General features: G+C 45.6%; 17 protein-coding genes. 4 read left to right on the forward strand and 13 right to left on the reverse strand.

Annotated elements, in window-relative coordinates; genetic code table 11:
* Positions 1–5: 5 nt before the first annotated feature.
* The 3 genes from H9L11_RS05005 to argC form a co-directional block, all read right to left on the reverse strand.
* The gene (locus H9L11_RS05005; protein WP_005381332.1) at positions 6–1,220 is read right to left on the reverse strand and encodes an argininosuccinate synthase; all 1,215 of its coding nucleotides are present in this window, start codon (positions 1,218–1,220) and stop codon (positions 6–8) included.
* An 84-nt stretch (positions 1,221–1,304) separates the two neighbouring features.
* Entirely contained in the window at positions 1,305–2,096 is a 792-nt protein-coding gene (gene argB / locus H9L11_RS05010; protein ID WP_005381333.1) for an acetylglutamate kinase, read from the reverse strand.
* A gap of 21 nt (positions 2,097–2,117) precedes the next feature.
* On the reverse strand, positions 2,118–3,122 hold the full coding sequence (gene argC / locus H9L11_RS05015; protein ID WP_205391022.1) for an N-acetyl-gamma-glutamyl-phosphate reductase: 1,005 nt from the start codon (positions 3,120–3,122) through the stop codon (positions 2,118–2,120).
* A 144-nt stretch (positions 3,123–3,266) separates the two neighbouring features.
* Here argC and argE point away from each other — a divergent pair, with 144 nt between their 5' ends.
* From argE to H9L11_RS05030, 3 genes are all read left to right on the forward strand, one after another.
* Complete coding sequence (gene argE / locus H9L11_RS05020; RefSeq protein ID WP_205391023.1) at positions 3,267–4,403, forward strand: acetylornithine deacetylase; 1,137 nt, start codon at positions 3,267–3,269, stop codon at positions 4,401–4,403.
* A 272-nt stretch (positions 4,404–4,675) separates the two neighbouring features.
* Positions 4,676–7,309 (forward strand): phosphoenolpyruvate carboxylase, encoded by a 2,634-nt coding sequence (gene ppc / locus H9L11_RS05025; protein WP_005381336.1) that lies wholly within the window; start codon positions 4,676–4,678, stop codon positions 7,307–7,309.
* A 425-nt stretch (positions 7,310–7,734) separates the two neighbouring features.
* Positions 7,735–8,274: a PadR family transcriptional regulator gene (locus H9L11_RS05030; protein WP_005382791.1), complete on the forward strand. Its 540-nt coding sequence runs from the start codon at positions 7,735–7,737 to the stop codon at positions 8,272–8,274.
* Between the two features lie 70 nt (positions 8,275–8,344).
* Here the strand turns inward: H9L11_RS05030 and metF are convergent, their stop codons facing one another.
* From metF to H9L11_RS05045, 3 genes are all read right to left on the reverse strand, one after another.
* Complete coding sequence (gene metF / locus H9L11_RS05035) at positions 8,345–9,247, reverse strand: methylenetetrahydrofolate reductase (protein WP_005381345.1); 903 nt, start codon at positions 9,245–9,247, stop codon at positions 8,345–8,347.
* 263 nt (positions 9,248–9,510) lie between these two features.
* Positions 9,511–11,919, reverse strand: coding sequence for a bifunctional aspartate kinase/homoserine dehydrogenase II (locus H9L11_RS05040; protein WP_205391024.1), 2,409 nt, complete (start codon positions 11,917–11,919; stop codon positions 9,511–9,513).
* 15 nt (positions 11,920–11,934) lie between these two features.
* Positions 11,935–13,095 carry an O-succinylhomoserine (thiol)-lyase gene (locus H9L11_RS05045; RefSeq protein ID WP_017633522.1) on the reverse strand — a complete coding sequence of 387 codons (1,161 nt, stop codon included), beginning with the start codon at positions 13,093–13,095 and terminating at the stop codon, positions 11,935–11,937.
* Between the two features lie 225 nt (positions 13,096–13,320).
* Here H9L11_RS05045 and metJ point away from each other — a divergent pair, with 225 nt between their 5' ends.
* Entirely contained in the window at positions 13,321–13,641 is a 321-nt protein-coding gene (gene metJ / locus H9L11_RS05050; protein WP_005381353.1) for a met regulon transcriptional regulator MetJ, read from the forward strand.
* A 113-nt stretch (positions 13,642–13,754) separates the two neighbouring features.
* Here metJ and H9L11_RS05055 read toward each other — a convergent pair whose 3' ends face one another.
* The 7 genes from H9L11_RS05055 to rpsL form a co-directional block, all read right to left on the reverse strand.
* Positions 13,755–15,032: a malic enzyme-like NAD(P)-binding protein gene (locus H9L11_RS05055; RefSeq protein WP_005381358.1), complete on the reverse strand. Its 1,278-nt coding sequence runs from the start codon at positions 15,030–15,032 to the stop codon at positions 13,755–13,757.
* 206 nt (positions 15,033–15,238) lie between these two features.
* On the reverse strand, positions 15,239–15,715 hold the full coding sequence (gene bfr / locus H9L11_RS05060; protein ID WP_005381359.1) for a bacterioferritin: 477 nt from the start codon (positions 15,713–15,715) through the stop codon (positions 15,239–15,241).
* A 93-nt stretch (positions 15,716–15,808) separates the two neighbouring features.
* Positions 15,809–15,997, reverse strand: coding sequence for a bacterioferritin-associated ferredoxin (locus tag H9L11_RS05065; protein WP_005381360.1), 189 nt, complete (start codon positions 15,995–15,997; stop codon positions 15,809–15,811).
* Between the two features lie 331 nt (positions 15,998–16,328).
* Positions 16,329–17,513: an elongation factor Tu gene (gene tuf / locus H9L11_RS05070; protein WP_005381361.1), complete on the reverse strand. Its 1,185-nt coding sequence runs from the start codon at positions 17,511–17,513 to the stop codon at positions 16,329–16,331.
* Between the two features lie 153 nt (positions 17,514–17,666).
* Positions 17,667–19,766: an elongation factor G gene (gene fusA / locus H9L11_RS05075; RefSeq protein ID WP_005382794.1), complete on the reverse strand. Its 2,100-nt coding sequence runs from the start codon at positions 19,764–19,766 to the stop codon at positions 17,667–17,669.
* A gap of 75 nt (positions 19,767–19,841) precedes the next feature.
* A complete protein-coding gene (rpsG, locus tag H9L11_RS05080; protein WP_005382796.1) occupies positions 19,842–20,312 on the reverse strand; it encodes a 30S ribosomal protein S7 in 471 nt (156 codons plus the stop codon).
* A 101-nt stretch (positions 20,313–20,413) separates the two neighbouring features.
* The gene (gene rpsL / locus H9L11_RS05085) at positions 20,414–20,788 is read right to left on the reverse strand and encodes a 30S ribosomal protein S12 (protein ID WP_004399892.1); all 375 of its coding nucleotides are present in this window, start codon (positions 20,786–20,788) and stop codon (positions 20,414–20,416) included.
* Positions 20,789–20,938: the final 150 nt, after the last annotated feature.

Consider the following 20,938-nt stretch of genomic DNA (forward strand, 5'->3'; position numbering starts at 1 on the left):
ATGGATTATTTCTTCTGGCTGTTCAATGCACGAATACGGCTTGATAGCGAGTAAAGACGGATGAACCCACCTGCATGGCTTTGGTCGTAAACTTCATCTTCACCAAAAGTCGCGAACTCTTCTGAATACAAGCTGTTGTCAGAACGTTTTTGCGTCACTGTCGCTTGACCTTTGTAGAGCTTAACAACCACTTCACCGTTAACGTCTTGCGCTAGCTCTTCTGAAGCGGCAAGGATCGATTTACATAGTGGCGTAAACCAACGGCCATCGTATACAAGGTGAGACGCTTTTAGACCTAGCTCCTCACGGAATTCGAATGATGATTTGTCTAGCACAAGCTGCTCTACAGCACGCAGCGCTTCCATCATGATGGTGCCTCCCGGTGTTTCATAACAACCACGAGACTTCATCCCAACAAGACGGTTTTCCACGATATCGATACGGCCAACACCGTGCTTAGCGCCCTTCTCGTTTAGGTAAACCAGTGCGTTATATGGTGTCATCACTTCACCATCAACTTCGACCACTTCACCTTTTTCTACTTTCAGCGTGACGTATTCCGCTTCATTTGGCGCTTGCTCTGGGTCGACAGTCCACACCCAGCAGTCTTCGTTTGGTGCGTTCCACGTATCTTCTAAAACGCCGCCTTCCGTCGAAATGTGCCATGCGTTTGCATCACGTGAATAGATCTTAGTAAGAGACGCAGAGCAAGGAATATTACGCTCAGCTAGGTAATCCAAACACTCTTCACGGCTCACTAGGTCCCACTCACGCCAAGGTGCAATCACTTGTAAGTCCGGTGCTAGTGCTGCGAATGCGCCTTCAAAACGTACTTGGTCGTTACCTTTACCTGTACAGCCATGACACAGAGCGTCCGCGCCCACTTTACGTGCCACTTCAACCTGCGCTTTGGCAATGATTGGACGCGCCATTGATGTACCTAGCAGGTACTTACCTTCGTAGTACGCGCCGGTTTTTAGCGTTGGGTAAATGTAGTCTGCGACCATTTCTTCTTTCAAGTCCGCGATGTAACACTCAGAAGCACCAGAGGCTTTTGCTTTCGCTTCAATGCCTTCTAGCTCTTCTGCACCTTGACCAACATCGGCAACGAAAGCCACTACTTCACAGTCGTAGTTCTCTTTTAGCCACGGGATAATTACTGAAGTATCTAGACCGCCTGAGTATGCGACTACCACTTTATTTACGTTCACTTTGCTCATGTTTTTTCTCCAAACTTAACTGGCGCTGCGCTCGGCGGTCAGTGCCAACTACGACTTCCTAATATTGAATTCTTTTGCTGATGCTTATTGAGGCAAGAATTGAGTACCAATACTTTCACCAGCGAATAACTGTGCTAATTTTTCTGGGTAACGCCAGGTCGCGACTTCAATTGGACGGCCAAGATCATTGGCGGCCTCCAAAGCGGCTTTAACTTTGACGATCATGCCATCGGTGATCACATGTCCATCGATCAACGAGTTAGCTTGCTGCTCTGACAGGGTTTTGATCAAATGGCCTTTTCCATCTAATACACCACTCACGTCTGATAACAGGACTAACTCCGCATCTAATGCGCCCGCAACCGCGACTGCTGCTTGATCAGCATTCACATTCATCATCTGGCCATCTTTGGTTAAACCAATTGAACTGATGATCGGCAGTGCACCTGTGTTTAGCACCGCTTGTAATAGTGCTGAGTCACCCGGTGATGCTTTGCCTACCGCGCCGAGTTCTGGGTCAAGTTCTTCAACAAGACACAAACCACCATCCGCAAGGCTAAGGCCCACAGCGTTAAGACCGTCCGCAATCGCTTGACCTTGAAGTAACTTATTCGCAGTGCCTGCAAGCGCGCCTGCAATCACAGGAATTTGATCGTAAGGTGTTACGCGTAAACCGTTTTTCTTTACGGTTTCAAGCTGAAGCTTTGCCATCAACTCATCAACTAGGTAGCCACCGCCATGAACGATGGCGATTTGTCGCTGTGCCGATTTTTGGTAAGCCGCAATGGCACCAAAAAGTTGGCTTAAGGTTTGAGTGCATGATAGAGCTGCACCACCTAGCTTAATGACTAAAGGAGCTTGATTGGTTTGCGTCATCGCATTTCCCTCTTTCAACGACTACAGCAACGCTGTCAGTTCTGGGTAACCGTAATGAATATTGAGACATTGCATCGCTTGACTCGATGCACCTTTAAGTAGGTTGTCGATAGCTGAAATCACAATGATGTGTTCGCCTTGTACCTTCCAGCCGATATCACAGAAAGGGGTATTTTCGACATCCTGAATACGTGGAATACCGTCGCCTTTAAGACGCACCGCAGGCTTGCCTTGATAAGCTTGTTCAAACGCCTGTGCCACTTGTGCTTCTGTCACACCTTGCGCAAGCTTCATGGTGATCGTGGCAAGAATGCCGCGTTTAAAGTTGCCGAGGTGCGGAGTAAAAATCACATCGCAACCCAAGTGCTGAGCAATCTCTGGCTGGTGACGATGGTTAAATACACCATAAGGTTGCAAGCTCACTTCACAGAAGCTGTTAACCATGGAGGCTTTACGCCCGGCACCAGATACACCACTGGTTGCGTTGATCACTGGCCATTGGTTGGTATCGAGCAACGCATGTTCTAATAAAGGTTTGATTGCAAGCTGTGAAGCGGTTGGGTAGCAACCTGCTACTGCAATCAAAGGAGTGGTTTTTATTGATTCTTGGTTCCACTCTGCTAAGCCGTATGCTGCTTTATCTAGCCAGTTGTTATGTTGATGTTCGAAGCCATAAAAAGTGTCGTAAAAGCCTTCACTTTTCACACGGAATGCACCCGATAAATCGAATACCTGACAGCCTGTCTCCAAGAAAGTTGGGGCTAAATCATGGCTGACTTCGTGAGCCGTTGCCAAAAACACCACGTCCGATTCTTGAGCGATTTGCAGTGGATCCGTTAGTGGTAAAACTGGCATATCAATGATGCCCGCTAGCTTACCGTGCAGCTGCGCGATGCTCTTTCCCGCATCAACACTGTTGGCGGAAACGTATAAACCTGATAGCGTGAGTTGTGGGTGTTTATTAACCATTAACGCTAACTCTGCGCCGGTGTAACCGCTGGCTCCAATAATCGTGGTTTTTAGCATTGTGTGACATCCATATACTTAAAGGCTCAAATGACTATTCATATTTAATTTTTGCTTTATTTTGATTTTTTATTCATTAAATATGATTTAATATGTGTTTTACATTTTTATGGTCTGTCTGTCAACAGGAGATTTGAAGAATCCATGCAATTACCAACTTTTCTAGAGGTCTATGAAGGACTCATCAGCACCTCTTCTATCAGCTCCACGGATCCGAGCTGGGATCAGGGCAATGCAAAAGTCATCGAAAAACTCGCATCTTGGTTTAAAGATCTGAGTTTTAGCGTTGAAGTGATCGAAGTCGAGCCAGGCAAGCACAATATGATCGCACGTATGGGTGAGGGTGAAGGTGGCCTTTTACTTGCTGGCCATAGTGATACCGTGCCATTCGATCAAGGGCGATGGAATTTCGATCCGCATAAACTGACGGAAAAAGACAACCGCTTCTACGGTTTAGGCACAGCAGACATGAAAGGCTTTTTCGCCTTTATTTATGAAGCAGTGAAGAAAGTCGATTGGAGCAAGCAGAGCAAACCACTCTACGTATTAGCCACTTGTGACGAAGAGACCACCATGTTGGGCGCGCGACATTTCACAGCAAACGCCCCATTTAAGCCGGATTACTGTATCATTGGTGAACCCACCAGCCTTGTACCAATTCGAGGTCATAAAGGGCATGTGGCAAATGCCATTCGCGTAACAGGCAAGTCCGGTCACTCATCGGACCCAGCGCTTGGCGTTAACGCTATTGAGATCATGCATGAAGTCATGTTCGCCATGATGCAACTGCGTGACAAATTGATTAAAGAATATCACCATCCGGGTTTTGCCATTCCAAGCCCTACCCTAAATCTTGGACACATTCATGGTGGTGACAGCGCTAACCGTATTTGTGGTTGCTGTGAGCTGCATTACGACGTGCGTCCTCTTCCCGGCATTAGCCTTGATGGTTTAGAGAACATGTTGCGCGGAGCATTAAAAGAAGTCGAAGCGAAATGGCCAGGGAGACTGGAGATTATTCCATTGCATGAGCCTATTCCGGGTTACGAATGCGAACATGACCACCCATTTATTGGTGGTGTTGAAGAGATCTGCCAAACCAGTTCAGAAACCGTGAACTACTGTACTGAAGCACCATTTCTACAGCAGTTGTGTCCAACCTTGGTGCTCGGCCCTGGGTCAATCGACCAAGCCCATCAACCGGATGAGTTTCTATCCTTCGACTTTATCGACCCCACAATTGATGTGCTTTCAAAGGCGATGGTCAAGTACTGCTGTTAATACGCGTTTAAGCTCGAAAGTCTGTGCAGCTCGATTGAGCTGCATCTTTTTATCTTCACAATTTAGCGCTAGTCTTAACACTTATTTAACTTGTTATTTTGTAATTAATTTTCACTTCTTACTCTATGGCTGCCGTAAATTTGCTCTAAATCAGGAGACAGCGGAATAATTGCAAACTTAGTCTGCTTTATTTGACTATAACTGGTGCTTTTCGCTAGATTGGAGTCTTAACAAGGACAATGGATGTAGTTTTTTTACGAGGCAGGACGACAATGAACGAGAAATACGCCGCACTCAAAAGTAATGTGCGCATGTTAGGCCACTTATTGGGTAACACCATTCGCGATGCCCATGGCGAAGAAATCTTCGAGAAAGTGGAAACCATTCGTAAATTATCCAAATCAGCTCAAGCAGGGAATCAAGCAGACAGGGACAGCTTGATCGAAGAAATCAAACATCTACCTGATGAGCAGCTAACGCCCGTTACTCGCGCGTTTAACCAATTTCTAAACCTCACCAATATCGCTGAGCAATACCACACGATTTCACGCCATTGTGAAGAGCACATTTGCGAACCAGACGCGATTAACTCGCTGTTTTCTAAACTGGTACAAAACGATGTGAGCAAACTGGACACTGCGCAAGCGGTTCGTGATCTAAATATTGAATTGGTATTGACGGCTCACCCAACAGAAATTACGCGCCGTACGATGATCAACAAACTGGTCAAGATAAATGAGTGCTTATCAAAGTTGGAGCTAAGCGATCTTTCTTCTAAAGAGCGCAGAAAAACCGAACGCCGCCTAGAGCAACTGATTGCCCAAGGCTGGCATTCAGACGTGATTCGACAACAACGCCCTACTCCGTTGGATGAAGCAAAGTGGGGCTTTGCGGTCGTTGAAAACTCGCTATGGGAAGCAGTACCGGATTTCCTACGTGAGATGAATGACCGTCTAAAATCTTACCTTGGAGAAGGTTTACCCATTGATGCTCGCCCAGTGCACTTCTCCTCTTGGATGGGCGGTGACCGTGACGGTAACCCGTTTGTTACTCACAACGTTACGCGTGAAGTCTTACTTTTGTCTCGTTGGAAAGCCGCCGATCTTTATCTCAATGACATCAACGAATTGATCAGCGAGCTGTCTATGACAGTTTCAAACGATCAAGTCCGTGAGCTTGCTGGCGAAGATCAGCACGAACCATACCGTGCGATCCTGAAGCAATTACGCACTCTGCTCAATGAAACCAAAGATATTCTCGATGCTAAGATCCACGGTCAAAAGCTGGCTGTTAAAGCACCACTGCAAAAAGTCGAGCAACTTTGGGAACCGCTGTATGCCTGCTACCAGTCACTAAACGAATGTGGCATGGGTGTAATAGCCAACGGCTCATTACTGGATACACTACGCCGCGTAAAAGCATTTGGTATCCATCTTGTACGTCTTGATATCCGCCAAGAGAGCACGCGTCACTCAGACGTCTTGTCTGAACTAACTCGCTACTTAGGTATTGGTGATTACGAACAATGGAGCGAGCAAGATAAGATTGCTTTTCTAACTAACGAGCTGGCATCTAAACGTCCGCTTCTCCCTCGTGATTGGGAACCGTCTGAACCCGTCAAAGAGGTTTTGGATACCTGTAAGATTGTTGCAGCACAACCGCGTGAAGCGTTTGGCGCTTACGTTATTTCAATGGCACGTACCGCCTCTGACGTACTAGCCGTTCATCTACTGCTACAAGAAGCTGGTTGCCCTTACCGCATGGATGTGTGTCCTCTGTTCGAAACGCTAGACGATTTGAACAACGCAGAATCGGTCATCAAGCAGCTTATGGGGATTGACCTTTACCGTGGTTTTATCCAAAACCACCAGATGGTCATGATTGGTTACTCTGACTCAGCGAAAGATGCAGGTGTTATGTCTGCAGGTTGGGCTCAGTATCATGCGATGGAATCGTTAGTTAAAGTGGCTGAAGAAGAAGGCGTTGAGCTAACTTTATTCCATGGTCGTGGGGGCACAGTCGGTCGCGGTGGCGCACCTGCGCATGCTGCGCTTTTGTCGCAACCACCAAAAAGCTTGAAAGGCGGTTTACGTGTAACAGAGCAAGGCGAGATGATCCGCTTTAAACTGGGACTCCCAGATGTCGCAGTAAACAGCTTTAACCTATATGCAAGTGCGATTCTGGAAGCCAACTTGTTACCGCCACCAGAGCCAAAACAAGAATGGCGCGACTTGATGGAAGTGCTATCAGAAGTAAGCTGTGAGTCTTACCGAAATGTGGTTCGTGGCGAGCCAGATTTCGTGCCTTACTTCCGCCAAGCAACACCAGAACTCGAACTCGGCAAGTTGCCACTTGGTTCTCGTCCTGCAAAACGCAACCCTAAGGGCGGAGTAGAAAGCTTACGTGCAATCCCGTGGATCTTCTCATGGAGTCAAAACCGTTTGGTACTTCCTGCATGGCTAGGCGCAGGTGAAGCGATTCAATACTCGATCGATAAAGGCCACCAAGCATTGCTCGAAGAGATGTGCCGCGAATGGCCATTTTTCTCAACTCGTCTCGGCATGCTGGAAATGGTGTACTCGAAGTGTAATATTGATATCTCTCGCTACTACGATGAGCGATTGGTGGATGAGTCGCTCCGTCCACTCGGTGAAAAGCTTCGTGCTCAGCTTCAAGAAGACATCAAAGCGGTACTGAATGTAGAGAACAATGAAAACTTGATGCAGCATGACCCTTGGGGACTCGAGTCTATTCGCTTACGCAATATCTACGTTGAGCCATTGAATATGCTACAAGCAGAGCTGCTATACCGCACGCGTCAAACCGAAGAAGCTTCTGCAAACTTGGAAGAAGCGTTGATGGTGACGATTGCTGGTATTGCTGCAGGTATGCGCAACACAGGCTAATCGTTTCATTTTTAATAGAAAGCTGGGCAAATGCTCAGCTTTTTTTTATCACAGGATAATCGCACCAAAACAAAGGCAGTTAAATATACCACTAGAGACCCAAAAAATACCAAAACAAAAGAATAAAAAACCACAAGTTAACACTATTGATTATTATGTTAGTTTTTTAGGGTAATTTTGTCCTACTATTCCACTTCATGCTTATTATTTATATACTACTTGCCTGCTGAGAGCTCATAAATCCAATCATACCTGCTCCAGCCTTGATGGGACTCCCCATCTCTCTAGGTGATAAACGGCTTTAAGGTGACAGGACCAACATTGTTGGTGCTACTTATACATTAAAAAACTCAAGTGCCAGTAAGAGCGCAGCTGAAAGTATAAGTAGCTTGTTTACAAGTTTATTGACCATTTGGATTGAAGACATGTCATTACCACACGTAATCTTAACTGTTCTTAGCACTCGCGACGCAACCGGTTACGATATCACTAAAGAATTCTCTGCTAGCATCGGTTACTTCTGGAAAGCAAGCCACCAACAGGTGTACCGTGAACTCAACAAAATGGCTGAGAAAGAACTGGTTACTTGCGTATTAGAACCCCAAGAAGGCAAACCAGACCGCAAGGTTTACTCCATTACAGACGCTGGTCGCAGCGCTTTAGGAGAGTGGTTTGATCAACCAACTGCACACCCAACAGTTCGTGATGAGTTTTCAGCGAAATTGATGGCATGTGCCGTTCAACCAGCGGCTCCATTCCGTGACCAACTCGCCGAGCTAGTTGAAGAGTCTCGCAAACTGGTTTCTCACTACAAAGAAATTGAAGCGGCTTACTACGCAACGCCGTCAACTTTAGATAAACAAGCTCGCCTAGAACGTCTAACGCTTCGCCGTAACCTACTGTTACGTGAAACTTGGATCACTTGGGCAGAAGAAGTTCTAACTGAACTTGAAGTGATTGGTTAAACTCCTTTTGCTTTGATAAAACGAAAAAGGCTTGCCACTTGGCAAGCCTTTTATCTTTTTGAAACTAGGTTTACGCACCGACTACTGCGCGAGGACGAACACCCAACGTATGGCATAACGCGTAAGTCATCTCTGCACGGTTTAGTGTGTAGAAGTGAAAATCCTTAACCCCTTCACGACTCAGTACACGCACCATATCAATAGCTTGGCTAGCTCCTACAAGCTGGCGAGTCACCGGATCATCATCCAAGCCATCGAATTGTTTGCTCATCCATCCTGGTACTTTCACATTGTTCTGTGCCGCAAAGCGAGAAGCTTGCTTAAAGTTCGATACAGGCAAAATTCCTGGCACAATCTCTACGTCAATTCCTGCTGCGACACAACGGTCACGGAATCGCAGGTAAGACTCAACGTCAAAAAAGAACTGAGTAATAGCACGGTTTGCACCTGCATCTACCTTACGTTTTAGGTTCAATAAGTCAGACTGTGCGCTTTTAGCTTCAGGGTGAACCTCAGGGAATGCAGCAACGGAGATATCGAAATCGTGGCGTGATTTCAGCAGCTCAACCAAATCCGAGGCATACATATCAGGCGCACCGCCACCTGGAGGAATATCACCACGCAGAGCGACGATATTTTCAATACCATTGTTCCAATAGTCATCGGCAATATTAATCAGCTCTTCACGAGTCGCATCAATACAAGTGAGATGGGGAGCGGCAACCAATCCGGTTGTTGCTTTAATTTCTTTAATGATGGAGTGTGTTCTGTCACGCTCGCCGGAGTTCGCACCGTAAGTCACAGAAACAAATTTAGGTTGAAGCGTTTTAAGACGGTGCACTGAATTCCAAAGTGTTTCTTCCATCTTAGCGCTGCTTGGCGGAAAAAACTCAAACGATACATTGATGTTATCTGATAACTCAGCAATATTCTGGTTCAAGGCGTCGATATGGCCTGCGTGCGTATATCCCATCTTACTCTCCCTGCGGCACTCCGCCACGAAAACAAATCCTTAAAATCGACGTTTAGACGTCTATATGTCTACAGAATGTATTGAATACGATTTAATGTCAACCTTGTAATTATGAATTTTTCTCAAGTTAATAATGAAGATAGTTCAAGTTTCTACTTGAGCATCATCTCACCATTTTGCACGGGTTATGACTTCAGTATGGCACTGATAGGGGAATAAAAAACCCTGGATTAATTCCAGGGGTTTTTAGGTCAATCGCAACTTTAAAATAAACCAGCCAATCGGTTGAGGTCGGATTGAATAGCGCCGGCTGTCACTTCTCTGCCTGCGCCTGGTCCTCGAATGACCAGAGGGTTATCTTTGTACCACTTGCTCTCTATGGCAAAAATGTTATCGCATGGCAATAAGTTGGCGAGCGCGTGCTCACGAGATAACGCTTCGACTCCCACCGTTGCTTTACCATTTTTTTCTAAACGCGCCACATAGCGAAGCACTTGATCGTTTCTCTGTGCTTTTGTCAGACGCTCTTGAAGTATTTCACTCAACAACGCTCCATTATCGAAGAAATCATCTAAGCTCAGTTCTCTTAATTCTTCTGGCACCAAAGACTCAACTTTAACGCTGTCTGGTTCTATATCTAGGCCCGACTCTCGAGCCAAGATGACTAACTTGCGCATTACATCGGAGCCATCTAAATCAGAACGAGGATCAGGTTCGGTTAAACCTTGCTGCCAAGCAAGATCGACTAAATCATTAAATGGCACAGAACCATCAAACTGTTGGAACAGCCATGATAGCGTCCCCGAGAAAATACCCGATAGAGCGACGATTTCATCCCCACTTTCACGAAGATCTCGCACGGTATGGTTTATCGGTAACCCAGCACCCACCGTTGCGTTGTATAGCCAATGACGACCAATTTTAGCGAATGCATCTTGAACCTGATGGTAGTACTGGCTATCTGCGGAACCGGCAACTTTGTTAGCGGAAATCAAATGAATGCCTTGCTGTGCGATTTCTACGTAGCGCTGAGCCAACTCTTTACTCGCGGTAACATCAAGCACGACGGCTTCATCGTAGCTTTTAAGCGCTCCCAAACGTGCCAGCCAATCCCCATTGTTTGCTATGCTTTCATCATCAAATCGTTCAGCTACACTCGCCGCCTCAATACCTTGCTCATCGAACCAATAGGTTTGGCTATCCACAACCGCGACAAGATCAAAGCTCATACCATGACGTTTTTCGAGCTCACTTTTTTGCGTCGCAAATAAATTTAACCAACTAGAACCAATATTACCCTTGCCACATAAAGCCACTGCCACGCGTTTTTGCGCTTGGAACAACTGGCTATGAATCGTTTGAACCAACGCCTCGGTATCAGTACGGCGCAAAACAGCGACTAGGCTCAGTCCTGAGTCTGTTTCAGAGATAAATTCTACCGGAGAGTGCTTTAGCTTCTGATAAAAGCCAAAGCAATGATTGGCGTTTTTCGTAACGCCTGCACCTACCGCAGCTAAGAGCGAGTAACCTTCTTTTAGCTTAATTTCTGCCTCCACCGCAAGCTCTTGCAAGTATTTCAATGCACCACCGGCGATTTCTGCGGTGTAAGCCAAGCGTAGCGTGTACTGATCGGATTGAGCTTCAAATGCCAGTGGCTCTAATTGCGCGCGCTGCAACGCTTGTAATACATCACTCTGTGTTTTTTCGAAGTCGTGCCCATGCATGAAAGACAACTGCACCAATAAAACATCATCCAGTGAAGTAATAATTTTAGCGCCACGACCAGATGCCAATACACGCTCAATACGAGTAGAACCCGACTCTGGCAGATAGCTACACTTGAGATTAAGGTCCATGGTACTTTGCGCCACAGGCTGAAGCGTACGACTGTGTAGCACTGGGGCAGCTAAGCGAGCAAGTTCACTGGCTTCATCCAATCGAAGTAACGGTAATAAACAAGCGTCAGACACCAAACGTGGATCGGCACTATAGACACCAGCAACATCACTCCAAATCGTGACAGTACTGACTTCAGCAAGCGCGCCTATGACCGTTGCAGAATAGTCAGAGCCGTTACGACCAAGTAGAATGGTTTCTCCTGCCTCGTTCTGAGCCATAAAGCCAGTAATTACCACACGTTTATGGTTATGCTGCGCGAGGATCTCTTTAATTAAAGGGTATGAACGAGCGCGATCAACCTCTGGTTGAGTTCCCGCTTCTGCACGTAAAAACGCTCGTGCATCTTGTGCAACCGCAGGGATAGAACGTTGAGATAATAACGCGGCCAATAGGCGAGCAGACCATACTTCTCCGTGCCCCAGTACCGCGGCTTTTTGCGCATTAGTGAGTGGTGCAGTCAGCTCCGAGAGAGTACTGAACTCATCATGTAATAAAGCTAACAGCTCTTCTTTTGTTTCACTCTCCAACAAGCTTTCTATTAGCTCAGTTTGAAACTGTCTTAAGCTTTGAAGCGCTTCATGCGCAATTCGGCCATCTTTATTTAACCCTTCCAAAAACTCAATCAAGCGGTTAGTGGTTTTTCCTGCAGCAGAGACGACCACCAGATCATTTTCTGTCGAATACTCCTTGAGAATACCCACAACGCGTAAGTAGCATTCTGGGTTTGCTAAGCTACTGCCACCAAACTTATGCAGCTGACGTTGTACAGTCATTGTTATCGTCTCCTATTACTGGGTAGCTTTAGCGAACGCTTGTTCTAAATCTGTGATGAGGTCTTGTGCATCTTCCAAACCGACAGACAAACGTAATAGTTGATGAGAGACCCCAGCCTCCGCCAGCGCCTCCTCACCCATTGCACGGTGCGTCATGGATGCTGGGTGGCAAATCAAACTTTCTACACCACCTAATGACTCTGCTAATGAAAACAGTTGGAGCTCTTTCACAAACACCTTTAACTGCTCAAACGAACCAGCAAACTCAAAACTCAACATAGAGCCAAAGCCCGTTTGCTGCTTTTTAGCAATGTCGTGACCTGGATGTTCCGGCAGGCTTGGATGATAGATAGTTTTAACTAACGCTTGTTTCTGTAGGTAAGCTAGTACCTGCTGTGAGCTCTCTTCATGTACTCTCATACGAGCACCAAGCGTACGAATACCTCGCAGTGTCATGTAACTATCGAAAGGTGTGCCCGTTGCACCAATACAATTGCCCCACCATGCAAGCTCTTCTGCATGCGCTTCTGTGTTGGTGATGATTACCCCACCAATTACGTCCGAATGACCGTTGATGTACTTTGTTGTGGAGTGGATAACAAAATCCGCACCTAGCTCTAAAGGTTTTTGGTACACGGGTGTCAAAAAGGTATTGTCCACCGCAACTAACGCGCCGACTTGTTTCGCTTTTTCACAAGTAGCTGCAATATCCACTACGCGAACCAGAGGGTTTGACGGAGTTTCTAGCAAAATGAGTTTTGGTTTTTGTGCCAATGCAGCATCTAAAGCCTGTTCGTCTGATTGATCGACAAACTGAACCTTAAAATCGCCTTTGTTAGCTCGGGTATTAAAAAGACGATAGGTACCACCATAACAATCGTGAGGAGCAATAATGAGATCATCTGGGCCGAGAAAAGCGGAAACCCATAAATTTAATGCCGACGTACCGCAGTTAGTAACAACCGCTCCTTTTCCAGACTCAAGTTCAGATAGCGCACTTTCCAACAGTCCGCGGTTTGGATTACCAGATCGTGTGTAATCATACTTGGGCACTTCACCAAAAGCAGGAAAACCATAGTTAGTGGAAAGATAAATAGGTGGAACGACAGCATGATATTGGCTGTCTGATTCAATACCAGTGCGTACTGCAATGGTCGCAGGTTTGCGAGTGCTCATGGGTGTATCCTTTCACGGGTAATGACTTCTAAATAGGAATGCGCTATATCTAATGAGTAACATAAAGTGATCAACACGCTTCCTTTGCTGTTATGTTCACTTTACTCGTCAAAAAATGAGACGTCAACACTTCTAGACGTCTATATGTCTTTGCTTATGGCGGTAAATGCAGCTAAAATCAGCACCTAAATTATTTTTAACCGATTACATAAATGAAGGTGTGCAATGGCTGACTGGAATGGCGAATACATTAGCCCATATGCAGAGCACGGCAAAAAAAGCGAACAAGTAAAAAAAATTACCGTCTCTATCCCGCTAAAAGTTTTAAAGGTGCTAACTGATGAGCGTACTCGCCGTCAGATCAATAACTTACGCCATGCAACCAATAGCGAATTGCTATGCGAGGCATTTTTGCACGCGTACACAGGTCAGCCACTTCCGACAGATGAAGACCTTCGTAAAGACCGTCCTGATGATATTCCAACAGAAGTAAAAGCGCTGATGACGGAAATGGGCATCGAATTTGAGTCATTCGACGAAGAATAAAAAAGCCTGATAAAAGGTTTCAGGTAATAACTCTTGCCTCGAGCCAAATGGATGACATAAAAAATGGGACGCAATAGCGTCCCATTTTTTGTGTATCACATCTGAAAGATATATTACTCTGCCATGTAGTTTTCAGGCATCTCGATACGAGCTACACCTGAATTAACCGCCGCCTGAGCAACCGCTTTTGCAACACGTGGTAGCAAACGTGAATCCATTGGTTTTGGAATAATATAGTCCGCACCAAACTCTAGCTTATCAACACCGGCAGCCTTCAATACGGCTTCAGGTACAGGCTCTTTTGCTAGCTCGCGAATCGCCTCAACGGCTGCAAGTTTCATTTCATCATTGATTTCACTTGCACGCACATCAAGAGCACCACGGAAAATGAATGGGAAACACAATACGTTGTTAACTTGGTTAGGATAATCACTACGGCCAGTACCCATGATCAAGTCATCACGAACTGCGTGAGCAAGTTCCGGCTTGATTTCAGGATCCGGGTTAGAACATGCGAATACGATTGGCTTATCAGCCATCAACTTCAACGCTTCCGCTGGCAACAGGTTTGGACCAGATACACCTAGGAACAGATCTGCACCTTCAATTACGTCTTCTAGTGTGCGCTTATCTGTATTGTTCGCAAATAACTGCTTATATTCATTAAGGTCATCACGACGAGTGTGAATCACACCTTTGCGATCTAGCATGTAGATTTTTTCGCGCATTGCACCGCATTTGATCAGAAGCTCCATACACGCTACAGCGGCAGCGCCAGCGCCAAGACAAACAATTGTTGAATCTTCAAGTTTCTTACCTTGAAGTTCGATTGCATTCAGCATACCCGCTGCCGTTACAATAGCAGTACCATGTTGATCATCGTGGAATACTGGTACATCACAACGCTCAATCAAACGTTTTTCAATCTCAAAACAGTCTGGTGCTTTAATATCTTCAAGGTTGATACCGCCAAAAGTGTCTGCAATGCTCGCAACAGTATCCACAAATTCATCGATCGTGCGGTGCTTAACTTCAATATCAATAGAGTCAAGACCAGCAAAACGCTTAAACAGTAACGCTTTACCTTCCATCACAGGCTTAGATGCAAGTGGACCTAGGTTACCTAGACCTAGAATAGCGGTACCGTTAGAAATAACAGCAACCATGTTCCCTTTTGCAGTGTACTTGTACACGTTATCCGGGTTTTGTGCGATTTCACGCACTGGCTCTGCAACACCAGGGCTGTATGCAAGGGCAAGATCACCCGCCGTTTCCGCAGGCTTTGTCAGTTCGACAGCAATCTTTCCTGGAGTTGGATAAGCATGGTAATCCAATGCTTTTTGGCGATGTTCTTCTTCTGGAGTGGCTGCTTGGTGGTTGTCTTCAGACATGGACGTTTCTCTTTTTTATTTTTAGGTAAGGGGGCATAAATTCTATCGGATAGAAATCAAACTTCATAGGCAAGATTGCGAGCAATATCCTTAAAAAGCCGATAATAAAAGAGATTAGACCAGATAACGGGGTTAAGCACCCGATTTTCGAGTCAGGTGCTCTTTCTTCTTACTATTATTGGAGTATGCAAACTCAGAAAGTATCGTTACTCTTCGTCCACGTATTGCGCTTGGAGATAATTCTCAATACCAGACATTTCAATCAAGCCAAGTTGCGTCTCTAGCCAATCAACATGTTCTTCTTCATCTTCAAGAATATCTTGGAAGAGATCTCGAGACACATAATCTCGAATGTCTTCAGCGTAGGCAATCGCATCTTTTAAATCTGGAATAGCCGCCATTTCAAGCTTTAAGTCACACTCGAGCATTTCCTTGGTATCTTCACCAATCATCAACTTACCTAAATCTTGTAGGTTCGGTAAGCCTTCAAGGAACAAAATACGCTCAATTAGATGATCGGCATGCTTCATCTCATCGATAGATTCGTGATATTCCTTGTCTGCTAGGTGCTTTAAGCCCCAGTCTTTATACATTCGGGCATGAAGAAAATACTGATTAATAGCGACGAGCTCGTTACCGAGCACTTTATTGAGATGTTGAATGATGATTGGATCGCCTTTCATGACAAAACCCTCCTCTTTGGCTTCATTTAAATGTAGAAGCAAATGAGAAGGTGTCAAAATGTAAGGCAAATAATTACTGCATACTTACAGCAATTAGCTGGCTTGTTTAAATTCCGTGTAACTAGTTTCCGCTAAAATTTCCTTGGCCTGTCTGATGCACTTACCACATTGGCTGCCCAATGCCGTGCACTTTTTGATTCCTTTAATATCTGTTACGCCTTCATCTATCGCCAACTTCCTGATTTTTTTGTCGGAGACACCATGGCAAAGACAAACGTACATACTCAAAAAACCTATAAAACTAATCTGTGACAAACAATATAAACAAGAATAGTTCTTGTTACCAGTCGCATTATGGTGTCCGCTCAGAATATTTGGTTATAACGATTTTACCGCTGCAGGAAAAGATCAAAGGGTTAAGAGGGGTGAGTAAAAGCGTTAAGAAATAAAGTCGGTAAAACTCTGTTTTTAAATCGAAAAAGTGACGTCTTTTATTTCAACACTTATAACTAAATGTAATCTAGAAATGAAAAAGGGAAGCCTAAGCTTCCCTTTTCGATGCGCTTTCTTCAAAAAGAAGAACAGTGCAAGATTTCGTTTAATTCGTTATGAATTAGTCGAAGATCTTAGCAACAACACCAGCACCTACTGTACGGCCACCTTCACGGATCGCGAAACGTAGACCTTCGTCCATTGCGATTGGTGCGATTAGCTCTACAGTCATCTGTACGTTGTCGCCTGGCATTACCATTTCTACGCCGTCTGGTAGCTGGATGTCACCAGTTACGTCAGTTGTACGGAAGTAGAACTGTGGACGGTAGCCTTTGAAGAATGGAGTGTGACGACCACCTTCATCTTTAGACAGTACGTATACTTCTGATTCGAACTTAGTGTGTGGAGTGATTGAACCAGGCTTAGCTAGTACTTGACCACGTTCAACTTCGTCACGCTTAGTACCACGTAGAAGTGCACCAACGTTCTCACCTGCACGGCCTTCGTCTAGAAGCTTACGGAACATCTCAACACCAGTACATGTAGTTGTAGTAGTGTCTTTGATACCTACGATAGCAACTTCGTCACCTACAGTTAGGATACCACGCTCGATACGGCCAGTTACTACTGTACCACGACCTTGGATTGAGAATACGTCTTCGATAGGCATTAGGAATGGCTGATCTACCGCACGCTCTGGCTCAGGGATGTAAGTATCTAGAGCTTCTGCTAGTTCAACGATTTTCGCTTCCCACTGCTCTTCGCCGTTTAGTGCGCCTAGTGCAGAACCTTGGATAACTGGTAGGTCATCACCTGGGAAATCGTATTCAGATAGAAGTTCACGAACTTCCATTTCTACTAGTTCTAGTAGCTCTTCATCGTCAACCATGTCACATTTGTTCATGAATACGATGATGTATGGGATACCAACCTGACGGCCTAGTAGGATGTGCTCACGAGTTTGTGGCATTGGGCCATCTGTCGCAGCAACAACTAGGATACCACCGTCCATCTGTGCAGCACCAGTGATCATGTTTTTAACATAGTCAGCGTGTCCTGGACAGTCAACGTGTGCGTAGTGGCGTGATGGAGTGTCGTACTCAACGTGAGAAGTTGCGATTGTGATACCGCGCTCACGCTCTTCTGGAGCGTTATCGATAGATGCGAAGTCTTTAGCTACACCGCCGTAAACTTTAGCAAGAGTAGTACAGATAGCTGCAGTTAGAGTTGTTTTACCGTGGTCAACGTGGCCGATAGTACCAACGTTAACGTGCGGTTTCGTACGTTCAAATTTTTCTTTAGACACGATCGTGTTCCTTCCTAGTTATGATTCGTCGTGATCATTATTGATCGACGACGCGCCAGAAATTGTTATTTTATGCGCCAACGCCCGTTAGCGCAATATTTGGACGCCCTGATCTCGCAAAAAGTCGTAAACTTTTTGCAGTTCAATCGTCAATTAGTAACCACGCTCTGCAATAATTTTATCTGCGAAGTTTTTCGGCACTTCAGCGTACTCGTGAAACTCCATAGAGTAAGACGCACGGCCTTGAGTTGCAGAACGTAGATCAGTTGCGTAACCGAACATTTCGGATAGTGGTACTTGAGCACGGATGATCTTAAGACCAGCCACACCTTCGTCCATGCCTTCAATGATACCGCGACGACGGTTTAGGTCACCAACAACGTCACCCATCCAGTCTTCCGGAGTGGTTACTTCGACATTCATCATAGGTTCTAGAATCACAGGTTGTGCTTCTAGTGCACCTTTCTTGAATGCCATCGAGCCAGCGATCTTAAACGCCATCTCGCTTGAGTCTACATCGTGGTAAGAACCATCAAATAGTGTGGCTTTAATATCTAGTACAGGGTAACCCGCTAGAACACCACTATTCATTTGCTCTTCGATACCTTTCGATACCGAACTGATGTATTCCTTAGGAATCACACCGCCCACGATTTCGTCTACGAATACGAAACCTTCACCAGGCTCAGAAGGCTCAAGTTTGACCCAAACATGACCGTATTGACCACGACCACCTGATTGACGAACAAACTTACCTTCAACTTCCGCTTTACCACGAATGGTTTCACGGTAAGCAACCTGAGGTTTACCAACGTTACAATCAACGCTGAATTCACGCTTCATACGATCAACGATAATGTCTAGGTGAAGTTCACCCATACCTGAGATCAGAGTCTGACCTGATTCGTCGTCCGTTTCCACGCGGAATGATGGATCTTCCGCTGCTAGTTTACCTAGCGCGATAGCCATTTTCTCTTGGTCTGCCTTAGAACGAGGCTCTACAGCAATCTGAATAACTGGTTCAGGGAACTCCATGCGTTCTAGAATCACTTTGTGGTTCTGATCACACAGTGTGTCACCTGTTGTTACGTCTTTCAGACCGATAGCAGCTGCAATATCACCAGCGCGAACTTCTTTCACTTCTTCACGCTTATTCGCATGCATCTGAACGATACGACCGAAACGCTCTTTCTTCTCTTTTACTGAGTTGTAAACAGCGTCACCCGAGTTTACAACACCGGAGTAAACACGCATGAAAGTTAGCGTGCCCACGAATGGGTCAGTCGCAATCTTAAACGCTAGCGCTGAGAAAGGTTCGTTGTCGTCAGCATGACGCTCAACTTCATTTTCTCTTTCGTCGACACCTTTAATTGCAGGTACGTCAACAGGCGATGGCAAGAACTCAACTACTGCATCCAGTACCGCTTGAACACCTTTGTTCTTGAACGCACTACCACAAGTAGCCAGTACGATTTCGTTATTTAGTGTGCGAGTACGTAGAGCTTGTTTGAGCTCAGCTTCAGTCAATTCACCTTCTTCAAGGTACTTGTCCATCAGCTCTTCGCTAGCTTCAGCAGCGGATTCAACCATGTGGTTGCGCCACTCTTCAGCAAGTTCAATCATGTCAGCCGGGATGTCTTCGTAAGTAAACGAAGTGCCTTGATCGGCATCATTCCAGTTGATCATTTTCATCTTGATAAGGTCGATGACACCTCTGAACTCATCTTCCGCACCAACGTTCAGCTGGATTGGAACAGGAGTCGCACCAAGACGATTCTTAATTTGGTTCACAACGCGTAGGAAGTCTGCGCCCGCACGGTCCATCTTGTTTACAAATACCAAACGTGGAACGTGGTATTTGTCTGCTTGACGCCATACAGTTTCAGACTGAGGTTCAACACCAGATGAGCCACAGAACACAACCACAGCACCATCAAGTACACGAAGAGAACGCTCTACTTCGATAGTAAAGTCAACGTGTCCAGGGGTATCAATGATGTTTACGCGATGCTCAGGGAACTGTGCTTCCATACCACGCCAGAATGTAGTAGTCGCAGCGGATGTGATAGTGATACCACGCTCCTGCTCCTGCTCCATCCAGTCCATGGTTGCTGCACCATCGTGAACTTCGCCGATTTTGTGAGAAAGGCCAGTGTAGAACAGAATACGCTCAGTTGTGGTTGTTTTTCCTGCATCTACGTGAGCACAGATACCGATATTACGGTATAGCTCAATAGGAGTTTTACGAGCCACGATTGTATCCTCTTACTAAGGTGTACCTTAGAGTATAGAAAAGTGCTGCGAGAGAACCTCGCAGCACAGAAGGTATTACCAACGGTAATGAGCGAACGCTTTGTTTGCGTCAGCCATGCGGTGAACGTCTTCACGTTTCTTAACCGCAGTACCTTTGTTCTCAGACGCGTCTAGCATTTCAGCAGCTAGGCGTTGAGCCATAGATTTTTCACCACGCTTGCGCGCAGCTTCAACCAACCAACGCATAGCAAGTGCGTTACGGCGAACCGGACGTACTTCTACAGGTACTTGGTAAGTTGAACCACCAACACGGCGAGATTTAACCTCTACCGCTGGGCGAACGTTTTCAAGAGCTTCTTCAAAAATAGCTAAGTGGTCTTTACCAGACTTTTCAGCCATAGCATCTAGTGCAGTGTAAACGATTTTCTCTGCAGTAGATTTTTTACCGTCAACCATTAGGATGTTAACGAATTTTGCCAGCAATTCAGATTTGAATTTTGGATCTGGAAGGATCTTACGCTGACCAATGACGCGACGACGTGGCATGGATTTATCTCCGTTGTCTTCTTCAGGTTTTATCCAAAACTTTTCAGTTTTTTCAAAAAATTAAAAATAATTTAGTGTTTGGCCTTACTTAACGGAATCCATTAAGACTTAGGACGCTTCACACCGTACTTAGAACGACCTTGTTTACGGTCATTTACGCCAGCACAGTCTAGTGCGCCGCGAACAGTGTGGTAACGCACACCTGGAAGGTCTTTAACACGACCACCACGGATTAGAACAACTGAGTGCTCTTGAAGGTTGTGACCTTCACCGCCGATGTACGATGTAACTTCGAAGCCGTTTGTCAGACGTACACGACAAACTTTACGAAGTGCTGAGTTAGGTTTTTTAGGTGTAGTAGTGTAAACACGAGTACATACACCACGTTTTTGTGGGCACGCTTCTAGTGCAGGCACGTTGCTTTTAACAACTTGCTTTGCACGTGGCTTACGTACCAACTGGTTAATAGTTGCCATTAACTAGCTCCTGATTTACTTGAAAGTAAGCTTTGTGAAAAATCTATCCCCAACTGCCAATGCAGTTAGGGACGCAAAATTCTATGCAGCAGTGAGAGGTGTGTCAAGAAATATACGGATCTTTTTTGTTCAATTAGAACAATTCATCCG

It is taken from the genome of Vibrio sp. sp1 (assembly GCF_016920955.1).
Classification (GTDB): Bacteria; Pseudomonadota; Gammaproteobacteria; order Enterobacterales; family Vibrionaceae; genus Vibrio; species Vibrio alginolyticus.